Origin of the sequence: Algoriphagus ratkowskyi (genome assembly GCF_002150505.1) — a bacterium.
GTDB lineage: Bacteria > Bacteroidota > Bacteroidia > Cytophagales > Cyclobacteriaceae > Algoriphagus > Algoriphagus ratkowskyi.
This window is the reverse complement of sequence record NZ_MSSV01000034.1, coordinates 1-10,662: the sequence shown is the minus strand read 5'-3', so window position 1 is coordinate 10,662 and position 10,662 is coordinate 1. Positions and strand designations below refer to the sequence as shown.

Below are 10,662 nucleotides of genomic sequence, written 5' to 3'. Positions count from 1 at the left end.
CATGAATTCATTTTTAACCCCGAGTTGTACTCGGGGCTATTACTGAGCCTACCTTTGGCAGGCTTCTTAACATTGTAGGTTATTAATATAGCAGATTAGTCATTTCTAAGATTGAACTACCAACATCTGACAACAACTCACAACTAACACCGTGGTCTGTGTCTCACAGACCACTTTCCCCGCCGTCGTTCTTGTTATCACGAATGTCCCAATGAGCTACCTTTGGCAGGCTTCCAAAAATCGCTGGGCACTCATATAGCAGATCAGCCAATTTTATAATGGTATAACCAACAACCAACAACCCACAACCAACAACCAACAACCAACACCGTTCCCCTTTCGGGGTCAGTGGTCACAGCTAAACTCCAGTTCAGAACAGAAATTTTAAATTTTAAATTCTAACATTTTAAATTCTTCACACAACTCCTATCTGCCGTCACGGAGCAACATTTCATTTCCATCCTCGGCACAAACCACCAATTCCCTAAAACTTCTCTGCGCCTTCCTGTCCCGACGTTTTTATCCCGAGATCGAAGTGATTCGGGAAGCATAGCGAATCGGGAAGGGAAAGGCTGTGGTATATTTAAATGAGTTGATTTTAAGCAACAAACCCTATTTTTTACTTTTCAATAGTAGGGAATTCAATTTCCTCCCTCGGAATAAAAAATCCTTTAATGCAATTCGCATTACGAACACAAACCTGAATATGGCTTTTTTCAAAAAGTCCTGCTCCTTCAAATGCAGGGCCACCTTCAGTAAAAACACCTCTGGTAGTGTCGAAGTTTCGGATGCTACTATTCCCATTCTTTTCAATTTCCTTTTTCCAGTTTTCGAGAATCCTTTGATGCATATGTTCAATTACAGCGCAATCAAGATTTCTCAAAAGCATATCTCCATTGTAATCACTGGGAACATCCTTGTTTTTTGGAAGGTCATCGCCTAGAATTTCAGAAAGATCCTTAAAGGCGGTATAATAATTTTGAATTAATTGAATGTACTTGGAATCCAGAAAATCACAGCAATAGCCTAAATGAATAACCGCCCCAAGAACAGCTGGCTTAGTGATTTTTCCACTAATTTCTTTTTCTTCTGCCCATAGTTGAGCTCTGGTGTAATTGTTTTCCCAGAAATACATGCCATTTCCTAGCCAGTCGTAAGGCTTGTTGGAATTGATGATTTTATTTGGATGATTAATCAATTTGTCTCTGACTGACTCTTCGCAGCCGTGGAAACCGATTATAAAATTTGGCCTTACATCATACATCTAAAAAAAATTAGTTAATCGTACTGTTTTTCTTTTCTTTTGAAAAGTCTTTAAGTTTTTTGTAATGTCTGTTGAATTCTCCTTTTTTGGTCACGATTCCCGAGCGGTACAAGGATGCAATAGCCTCTGTTTTTGTCATGGTCTTTGCTGCCTCAATACTTTCTTTGGCAATCTCCATCAATTTCGCAAAATCCTTATCGCTCATAGTAGCCTCCTTTTTATCTGTAATACAAAATAGCAAAAACTGGTTCAGATTTCATATTTTCGAAAAGATTTTTCAAACCACTCTCTTCCACTCCTCATTAATCACAAACCTACTCTATAGAGTATTTCAATTTTCACATTTAATCATATCTAGTTGGGAAACCAAAATTGACTTAATTACTAAACTTTGAATTTTTCTTTGATCTCTTTCTGAATGACATCAAGAATCTTCCTATAGTCAGTTCCAATTACTATAGCGAGCTTGATAATATCCTCTAAAGAAAAGCGCTCTGGATTTCTCAATTTATCAGTATAGGTATTATAGCCCATTTGAAGAGCTTTACATAAGTTCGTTGGCTTATGTTGTAGCCGCAATAACCTATTAAAAGATCATTAAATGAAAAGTGTTCTTATTTCTTAAAACTCTTTTATTAGCTTGATTTGCTGTTTAGAATTTTATGTTTCACAGCCCAATACTGATTTATTCTTTTTCGACCTTCGCTGCGACTTTTCAATATCATTGGTGCTTTTACGGACTGAAGCACATAATGATTATTTAGATTCACAAATTTGTATGAGTGCGTGATATTTGAATTAAAACAGATTCACATTAATTTTTTAAAATCATTATTAATCCAGCAATTACTAAACCTATGGCCAAAATGGTCATTTGATAATATGCAGCTTTTCCAAAATGACCTTCATCTTCTTTTTTTGGATTCAAAATCTTATGAAGGAGAAGAAGAAAGCCAGCAAATAAAATCAACCAGCCTAAAACCGTATAATAGACTTCTTCGCTCACTTCAAATCCTGGCACACATAATCCAACAGTTTACATGGATCCTCATCTATGGCTTTGGCTATAAGATAGAGTTCAGCTGCAGTTAGTTTGGTTTTAGGGTTAATTGTCAATTCACTTATTCTAGGTGAGCTCAGTCCAGTTTTCCTTGCGACCTCTGATTTATTGATTGATTTTCTACTAAAAACTTCTCCTAGTCTCGTCATCTTTTGTATTTCTTTATCCTAAGGTATATAATCTTTAAAAAAATAAAGAAATTCTTAATAAATAATTATTAGTATTAAGAAATTCTTTACATATTTACAGAAATACTTATGGTATGGTCCCAATAAACAAAGGAGACACTCAGGATTTAGAAAAATCAGTCCTGATTCCAAAAAATGAAGCAAGCCATTTCAAAGAATCCATCGTAAGGATTTTAGGGAATTTGAAGCTTGAGAATTGCAGTAAGGTACAGCAAACTGATATCAAGAATATCTATAAGCTGTTGGAGTATTTTTCAGATAAAGAATAAGTCATGAACCACGCATATTTTTCTTCAGTAGCTAGGAGAGTCCTTATCGAAGGAAGAGAAGAAATATGTTTGCTGTATAAGGACCTAATAGATTTAACTAGAACAGTATTTGGCATCGCCGCGGTAGATCGCCTGTACCCTCTGAAGCCCAAAAATCCGATTTAAAGGGTTCATTTTTAAGACCGTGAAAGGGGAGGTGCACAGCCCTGAGCAAATCGGTCACCATACACTCACGTCAGCAAGCTCACAGTAGCTGGTAGCGCTGACACCATTTCTTAGTATTTATTTATTGCTGGACTATCGGAAATCGATGGGGTAGGAGACTTGTGTCTTGTTTAGAGACGAGAGAATAAGAGATTAGAGAATAAGAGATTAGGGATTAAAGTCAAGAGCTGTAGCGAGACTTCATCATTCGGAATTCATCATTCTTCATTCATTATTAAAATGAAGGTTTTATAGATGTAGATGAGGTTTATAAGTGTAAGATTGCTTCGTCCTCGCAATGACGGTGCCTCAGAGGACATTGGGCATAGTTAATAGCGTAAAGAGGGCTTCGACTTCAGTCACACTGAGCGAAGTCGAAGTGTCAGCCTGACACACTTCGGTCTTCCAACATCGGTCATCGGACACCCGACATCTCACTTCCGTCTTCCGTCTCCCGTCTTCGATCTCTTTTCACCGGTCACCCGTCACCCAGCAACAAACATCAAAAGCACATGAAAAAACACATACTCATCTGCTTAATGGGACTGCTATGTCTTCCCATAAGCACCCTAAAAGCACAAAGTAAAGTTGCGGAGTCACCCCCAGGTACAGATTTGGTTTATCAGCCTGGCCTGCCTGCCGGAAATCGAATTGCAGATTTTTCTGTAAGCGATCTGAAGGTAGGATTCCCAGGGCAGGAGGGCGCAAGCTCTTCTGCTCGCTTGGAAATCTTGGGATTCTTCACACTCAAGAGCATAATAAAACCTGCGGCCTCTAACACACAAGCACTTCGCTATACGATTTCCACTAGGGAATTGGATCCTTATTACCAGATAGCAGAGGTTAGTGAAGACAGTATAGCTCTTTCTGAAGGGAGCTTTTATGCCGGAACCTCGGGGAAACAGGTGTTTGAGATCCGAATTCCTCTTACTCAGAAATATTCCCGCTTCAGTCTCTTCGATCGAGATACCCCACTCATGGAAAGCATCTGGGTACAGCCGGGTGATTCCTTGCTGGTAAATTGGGACCAAAGAAAAAACACCTTCTATTTCTCAGGACCTGCAGCACCTTGGCTTAGCCTTCAGAACGAGCTCAAGGAAATAGCTTCGAGGGAGAAATTACTTTCAAATCCTGTAATGATACTCTCGGATGAACAGGTGATGATAAACACGCCTGCCAAATTAGAAGCATATCAAGAAGCATCCCAAGCCTATTTATCCGGCTGGAGCAATAGGATTGAATGGCTCACTACGGAAGAGCTAAGGATGGAAAGAGCTACGGAATTATTTGAGAGAGTGGAGAGCAGTGAGCTGTTTGCTACCCTAGACGCTAAACAGCATACCCTTGATCAAATGAGCTATGCCTGGCTGAGAAGTTATTGGAAAGGAAAGTTGCAAAAGGAGGCTCTGGAATTTGTAAGAGCTTGTAGGCCTACCGATGATAAATGGGCCAATCTAATCCTCTCCTACACAGAAGATCCTGCATTAGTACATCCTGTGATCAATGAGTATCCCTATGAAGTGGCTGAATCCATTTACCTAGAGAACATGCTCCTGGAGTCCTTGCTTCCCGTATCCTTTCCCTACTTAGCTGAGGTGCTTCCAATAGGCTTGAAGGATCAGGTAATGGGACTTTACCTGATAAGGCAGTATAAGGAGCTGGTGGATGCAGATTCTCTCATTAATTACTCCATCGTCAATAGCCAAACCCCTTGGATTGCCCAAAGGCTTGATGCGCTATACCAATCCAATTTAATAGGAAGGCCATTTTCTGACTTTCCATTTGCCGGGCCTACAGGTAAGGTTGTTACGCCCTCCCATTGGAAAGGGAAGCTAGTGCTTATTGACTTCTGGCTTAGTGGATGTGGTGCCTGTCTCAGCTTTGCAAATACGGTATTTATTCCCCTGATGGAAGAGTTTAAGAATAATGAATTCCTTCAATTCGTGACTGTCTCAGGGGGCAAAGAAGGGGATCAATGGATTAAAAGCCTTGATTCAGGCAGATATACTACGGATCAGAGCATGAACCTCTTCTCAGGAGGTGCAGAACATCCCACACTAAAGCAGAATCACATTCGCTCATTTCCCGCACAGGTACTCTTGGATCCTGACGGAAATATCCTGAAGACCGGGGGTTTTCCTAAAGAGTTGGATTCCTGGATTAGCCTGATCAATTCCTATTTGGAAGAACATCCTCTGGCCCAAAATCAGGAAGCTCAACCTGTGACTTACTCAATTCTAAAAGATTAAACATTCAACTGAAATGAAAAAGAAATTTTACTTACCAATGAAAGGAGTGTTTTTAGTACTCCTGATGATATTTGGATTAACGATTCAATCCAATGCTATAGCTCGTCAATCAGAAGATTTTCAGCTAACCGGTTCCGTGCTGGAGCTGGAAACGCAATTGCCCTTGACTGGAGCCGTGGTCTTGATTAAGGACTTAGGCTTTTCCGCTGTAGCGGATGAAAGGGGGGACTTTAGTTTTTCTCTACCCAAGGGTCAATATGAATTAACGATCAGCTTTATAGGATTTAAGAAAATCACTACCTCCGTAGCAGTCCCACAACTTGAGCAATTGTTCTTTTACCTGATGGAAGAGCAAATGACACTGGCTGAGGTGGAAGTACTTTCCACGGGATACCAGGAAATCCCTAAAGAACGCGCTACAGGTTCCTTTGTGCAGCTGGATCAAACACTGATTGACCGCAGGGTCAGCAGCTCGATTCTTGATCGTATGGAAGATGTCACTTCTGGTGTGCTATTCAATAGAAATACCTCATCTTCGGAACCACTCAGTATAAGAGGTAGAGGTACCTTGTTTGGTAATACCCAGCCTTTAATCGTAGTGGATAATCTTTCTTATGAAGGAAGTATTGAAACTATTAATCCCAATGATGTAGCCACAATTACCGTATTAAAGGATGCTGCCGCAGCTTCTATATGGGGAGCTCAGGCTGGCAATGGGGTCATTGTGATCACCACCAAATCAGGGAAATATAAACAGCCTCTTCGGGTTTCCATACAGTCAAACTTGACAGTTATAGAAAAGCCTGATCTCTTTTATGCTCCGCAAATGGAGATCAGTGATTTTGTAGCGCAGGAAAAAAGACTCTTCGAATCTGGTTACTACAACTCCCGAATCAACTCTTCTGCAAAGACACCGCTCTCACCGGTAGTGGAAGCCTTGCTTGCCTTAAAGGAAAAGAGAATTACTCAAGCTGAGGCCGATGCTCTTTTGGCTCAATATGGTTCTCAGGATATACGTAAGGATCTTGCTCAATACTATTACAGACCAGCGGTCAAACAGCAATATGCATTTCAGGTAAATGGGGGCGGGGATTCCTATTTATATAATTTCTCCGGGGGATACGATCACAACCTCAGTTCCCAGGTAGGCACCAAAGATGATAGAATCACCTTAAATGCCAAGCAAAACTGGAAGCTGATCAATGATAAATTGATGGTTTCCACAGGCCTTTACTTAAGCAGAGCTGAGAATTTTTCAGATACAGCAATTCCAAATCCCAGACCTTACGAAGCTTTGGCCGATGCTCAGGACAATGCACTTCCCATTGTAGCAGGACTAAATACTCGTTTTGTAGAGAGTACACTTGGCTCAAACTTACTTGATTGGAGATCATTTCCATTGAATGAGCTGGGCAAAAGAAATACCCGTAATCTATCCACAGATATACGAGTGAATTTGGGATTAAAGTACAGCATTCTGAAAGGGCTAGATGCGCAGCTTCAATACCAGTATTGGACTAATACCACAGCTTTCCGCAGTATTGAGACGGAGGAATTGTACACCATAAGAAATCAGATCAATAGTTTTACCCAAGTACTTCAAGATCAGAGTTTATCTTATGCTTTTCCGCGTGGAGAAAGTTTCACCAATTCCAATTCTTCTTCCCATAGCCACAATTTAAGAGCCAATCTTAACTACTCCCTCAGCAAAGGACCACATCAATTGACCACCCTCGCAGGTTGGGAGTTAAGGGATCTAAGCAGTTTATCAGACCGTATGACTTATTATGGTTACGATGATGCAACTGGTCTGAGTTCACCGGTGGATTACCTCACACGTTTTCCCCAATACCATAATCCGGGACTGAAGCTTACCATTCCTTACCCTGCAGATCACAGTGGCATGATTGACCGATATCTCTCATATTTTGGAAACCTGGGATATACCTATAAGGACAAATATCTCTTTACTGCAAGTGCCAGAAAGGATATGTCCAATCTTTTTGGGGTGGCCACCAACCAGAAAGCTGTACCGCTATGGAGTATGGGTGCAGGATGGATTATTTCAAAAGAGGGTTTTTATGGCTTGGAATGGATGCCTTTCTTGAAAATGAGGTTTAGCTATGGCTACAATGGAAACGTAGACAAAAACACTACAGCATTTACAACTATCAGATACGACAATTACCATGACTATATTCCAGGTCTTCGCTATGCCTATATTTCAAATCCTCCTAACAGAGAACTCAGATGGGAGAAAATCAGGATCACAAACCTTGCGCTTGACTTTGAGTCAAAGTCAGGAGGAATAGCTGGGAGTCTGGAATTTTATGCTAAAAGGGGAGAGGATCTAATCGGGGAAACCGAAGTCCCGGATTCCAATGGGATTTATCAGTTTAGAGGTAATTTTTCCACTACCAAAACAAGAGGGTTTGACCTTACCCTAAATACAATTAACCTAAACAAAGAAGTAAAGTGGAGTACGCAGTTACTCCTAAGCGGATGGAAAGATGAAATAGTAGAGTTTAATGGCAGTAGATCTGTCACGCAGATTTTGGGCAGTAACTCTGCCAATCTGATTCCAGTGGTGGGTCAACCACTGTTTGGAATTTACTCCCTTCCTTGGGGAGGGTTGGACCCAGCAAATGGAAATCCATTGGGATACCTGAATGGAGAACTTTCAGATGATTACACTAAAATCATTTCTTCTATGACACCCGAAACCTTGACTTTCCATGGTTCGGCCAGACCTACCGTATTTGGGTCTATCAGGAATACTGTGGACTGGAAAGGCTGGAATCTTTCATTCAATATTTCTTACCGCTTAGGATATTATTTCAGAAGAACGTCTGTTGATTATACTGCTCTTTCAAGAGGGGATATATCGCACAGTGACTATAGCGATAGATGGCAGCAGCCTGGCGATGAGATCTTCACTCAGATCCCTTCCCAACCCACAAACCTCAACACACAACGTCATGATTTCTATAGCAGATCGGCTGTTCTGGTAGAGAAGGGAGATCATATACGTTTTCAGGATGTGAGACTGGGGTATGTCTGGGATAGTGCAAATTCTCCGCGTCTTCCTTTTAGAAAAATTGAAGCATTTGTTTACATGAATAACCTCGGGATTATTTGGAAAGCTACTGACAGGGATTTGGATCCTGACTTTAGAACAATGAAACCTCTACAGAGTGCCTCTTTGGGACTTAGAATCGATCTTTAACTACTAATTATTTAATGACATGAAAAAATATATCTATATTATATATACAGGAATTATGCTTGGAGCCTGTGATAGTTTTCTTGACGAAAAGCCAAGCAAAGACATTGATACTCCAGGTACGCTTGACTCACTTCAGGCTTTATTGGATAATTCATCGTCTATGAATGTATATCCTGCCATACCCCTGATGTTGGGAGATGAGTATTTCTCTAATGATGCTGGAATACTTTCTTTACCTCCCTGGCAGCAGAATCTTTATCTGTGGAAAGATAAGCCTTTTCAGATAGATGATCTTATTTTTGATTGGCGTGATGCATACAACCAAATTCAGACTGCCAATATTATATTGGAGGCACTAGAGGAAATTAACACAATCACTCCTCAGTGGAATGAAATCAAAGGAGCTGCCTTATTTTTTAGAGCTCAAGCTTATTTCAATCTGTACAATCTCTTTCTTGATGGCCATAATTTGGAACAAAGTGGATTAACACCCCAAATCCCAATAAGAAGGTCATCAAAGATTCTACTGAAGGCTGAGTATACTGGCAAAGAAGAAATCAAAAAGCTGATTCGTGAGGATATGGAGGAGTCTGTAACCTTATTACCTGAAGTGGTTCTTTATCCGTTTAGACCAAGTGTCAAAGCCGCAAAAGCATTTAAAGCTCGGGTCTACTTGGCTTGGGAAGAATATGCTAATGCGCAAAAGGCAGCTGGGGAATTGATTCAATCAGGACTTGCATTAATGGACTACAAGAAGTTAAATCCCAAGGTGTCTTATCCTTTTGATTTATTCAATTCCGAAGTCCTATGGCATAGTAGAATAGGAGGTTATTCATTTATGTTTTCCCAAAGTGCCTTTCAGGTTAATCCGGAATTATTAGCTCTATATGAGGAAGAAGATTTGAGGAAATCACTTCTATTTATAAAAAGGCCGTCAGGTTATGTGAATTTCAGAGGGAGTTACGACGGAGGTATTACCCTCTTTGCGGGGCTGGCAGCGGATGAGGTTTATTTAATCTATGCAGAATGTCTGATTAGGGCTGGCGATTTATCTCGTGCTGCTGATGTTTTGAATTCACTTTTGGTGACACGGTACGCTGAAGGTTTTGAGCCTTTACAGTTTGATAATGAAACAGCAGCTTTGGAAGTGGTTCTGAAGGAAAGAAGAAAAGAACTGCTCTTTCGAGGTTTGAGATGGCAAGATTTAAGACGCTTAAATAAAGATGATCGCTTCAAAACAACTTTGGAAAGATCTTATGAGAATGTTTCATTCAAATTAGCTCCTAATTCTGAAAACTATTTGATACCTGTTCCACCGCGTGAATTAAGCTTTAATTGATAAAAGAGGGCAAGGCAACTGACCTTGCCCTCAATTTAACTTAAGGAATTAAGACAAACTCCTTATTTGGAGATCCTACTGGATGAGCTAGGTCTGGCTGAGAATACAAACAGATCTCAGTCCCTAAATTACAGTTGTAATTCACTGGATTAGTTTGATCATTCACTTGAATCCAAGTTTCCCCATCATCCATGGTTGCATACCTAGGTTCTTCTAGATCTGGACTTGAAAATGCAAAAGCTGCAAACGCTGCCAGCACAAATGCGAACAGCGGTAATCTTTTTATTAGAGTATTCATCGTTATGTCCTGTTTTTTAACAGATCAAAAACAGGGAAACCGTTTAGTTGCCCCGAATAGGAGCATGAGTAAAGAGCCTACTCTGATAAGGGTTTTCGGCAACTCCCTGTGGGAGGCTCATTGGGTATAGTCTGTCTCTTACCCCAGGCTATTAAGAGAAATGAGTCTCTTTTATTATCGTCATTTTATTTAGCACAGTAACTGAGCTTTTTGAAGTGTCGAGGGATGAATCTTAGTTGATATTTTTTGCAGCCTATACTCGCAAAATTTCGGGCTGTTGGGCGGTGGGGCATCCACCGCCCTTTTTTTTAGCCTTTGCAATTTTATAAACCTCGAAATTTTTATCTATCAGGTACTTATCTAGCGCAAGTCTTATCTAGCGCAAGTCTCCAGACTTGTGCTTCTGCTAGTGCAGTCTCCTGACTGCCTCCAACTTCATCATTCATCATTCGGTATTCATCCTTCGATATTCAACATTTATTTCTTTCCATCCTCCTGCATTAATTCTAGTCTCCAGAAGATGACCCTGCGCAGGAGGGAAATGGCCTATTTCTTTATTGACCAC

10 protein-coding genes are annotated in these 10,662 nt (G+C 40.5%); 4 read left to right on the top strand and 6 right to left on the bottom strand.

The annotated features are described in order from the left end of the window. Positions 1 to 619: 619 nt before the first annotated feature. The 5 genes from BVH02_RS20430 to BVH02_RS20415 all read right to left on the bottom strand — a co-directional run bounded on the left by BVH02_RS20430 (position 620) and on the right by BVH02_RS20415 (position 2,473). Complete coding sequence (locus BVH02_RS20430) at positions 620 to 1,264, bottom strand: hypothetical protein (protein ID WP_086503328.1); 645 nt, start codon at positions 1,262 to 1,264, stop codon at positions 620 to 622. 10 nt (positions 1,265 to 1,274) lie between these two features. After that, positions 1,275 to 1,469 carry a hypothetical protein gene (locus BVH02_RS20425; RefSeq protein ID WP_086503327.1) on the bottom strand — a complete coding sequence of 65 codons (195 nt, stop codon included), beginning with the start codon at positions 1,467 to 1,469 and terminating at the stop codon, positions 1,275 to 1,277. 179 nt (positions 1,470 to 1,648) lie between these two features. Next, complete coding sequence (locus BVH02_RS21500) at positions 1,649 to 1,798, bottom strand: hypothetical protein (protein ID WP_158093921.1); 150 nt, start codon at positions 1,796 to 1,798, stop codon at positions 1,649 to 1,651. A gap of 280 nt (positions 1,799 to 2,078) precedes the next feature. After that, positions 2,079 to 2,285: a hypothetical protein gene (locus BVH02_RS20420; protein ID WP_143244266.1), complete on the bottom strand. Its 207-nt coding sequence runs from the start codon at positions 2,283 to 2,285 to the stop codon at positions 2,079 to 2,081. Then, on the bottom strand, positions 2,267 to 2,473 hold the full coding sequence (locus tag BVH02_RS20415) for a helix-turn-helix domain-containing protein (RefSeq protein ID WP_086503325.1): 207 nt from the start codon (positions 2,471 to 2,473) through the stop codon (positions 2,267 to 2,269). Before BVH02_RS20415 ends, BVH02_RS20420 begins: the two co-directional genes overlap by 19 nt. Positions 2,474 to 2,586: 113 nt before the next feature. On the opposite strand from BVH02_RS20415, the gene BVH02_RS20410 reads away from it, so the two are divergent. The 4 genes from BVH02_RS20410 to BVH02_RS20395 all read left to right on the top strand — a co-directional run bounded on the left by BVH02_RS20410 (position 2,587) and on the right by BVH02_RS20395 (position 9,799). Continuing rightward, positions 2,587 to 2,781: a hypothetical protein gene (locus BVH02_RS20410; RefSeq protein ID WP_086503324.1), complete on the top strand. Its 195-nt coding sequence runs from the start codon at positions 2,587 to 2,589 to the stop codon at positions 2,779 to 2,781. Positions 2,782 to 3,497: 716 nt separating this feature from the next. After that, a complete protein-coding gene (locus tag BVH02_RS20405; protein WP_143244265.1) occupies positions 3,498 to 5,234 on the top strand; it encodes a TlpA family protein disulfide reductase in 1,737 nt (578 codons plus the stop codon). Positions 5,235 to 5,247: 13 nt separating this feature from the next. Next, complete coding sequence (locus BVH02_RS20400) at positions 5,248 to 8,460, top strand: SusC/RagA family TonB-linked outer membrane protein (protein WP_086503322.1); 3,213 nt, start codon at positions 5,248 to 5,250, stop codon at positions 8,458 to 8,460. A gap of 19 nt (positions 8,461 to 8,479) precedes the next feature. Next, positions 8,480 to 9,799 (top strand): RagB/SusD family nutrient uptake outer membrane protein, encoded by a 1,320-nt coding sequence (locus BVH02_RS20395; RefSeq protein WP_086503321.1) that lies wholly within the window; start codon positions 8,480 to 8,482, stop codon positions 9,797 to 9,799. Positions 9,800 to 9,839: 40 nt separating this feature from the next. Here BVH02_RS20395 and BVH02_RS20390 read toward each other — a convergent pair whose 3' ends face one another. Continuing rightward, on the bottom strand, positions 9,840 to 10,097 hold the full coding sequence (locus BVH02_RS20390) for a DUF6520 family protein (RefSeq protein ID WP_086503320.1): 258 nt from the start codon (positions 10,095 to 10,097) through the stop codon (positions 9,840 to 9,842). Positions 10,098 to 10,662 lie beyond the last annotated feature (565 nt).

Bases quoted from the DNA above. Each gene is read 5' to 3' on its own strand.
- BVH02_RS20430 (WP_086503328.1), bottom strand. From the start codon at position 1,264: ATGTATGATGTAAGGCCAAATTTTATAATCGGTTTCCACGGCTGCGAA.
- BVH02_RS20425 (WP_086503327.1), bottom strand. From the start codon at position 1,469: ATGAGCGATAAGGATTTTGCGAAATTGATGGAGATTGCCAAAGAAAGT.
- BVH02_RS21500 (WP_158093921.1), bottom strand. From the start codon at position 1,798: ATGGGCTATAATACCTATACTGATAAATTGAGAAATCCAGAGCGCTTT.
- BVH02_RS20415 (WP_086503325.1), bottom strand. From the start codon at position 2,473: ATGACGAGACTAGGAGAAGTTTTTAGTAGAAAATCAATCAATAAATCA.
- BVH02_RS20410 (WP_086503324.1), top strand. From the start codon at position 2,587: ATGGTCCCAATAAACAAAGGAGACACTCAGGATTTAGAAAAATCAGTC.
- BVH02_RS20405 (WP_143244265.1), top strand. From the start codon at position 3,498: ATGAAAAAACACATACTCATCTGCTTAATGGGACTGCTATGTCTTCCC.
- BVH02_RS20400 (WP_086503322.1), top strand. From the start codon at position 5,248: ATGAAAAAGAAATTTTACTTACCAATGAAAGGAGTGTTTTTAGTACTC.
- BVH02_RS20395 (WP_086503321.1), top strand. From the start codon at position 8,480: ATGAAAAAATATATCTATATTATATATACAGGAATTATGCTTGGAGCC.
- BVH02_RS20390 (WP_086503320.1), bottom strand. From the start codon at position 10,097: ATGAATACTCTAATAAAAAGATTACCGCTGTTCGCATTTGTGCTGGCA.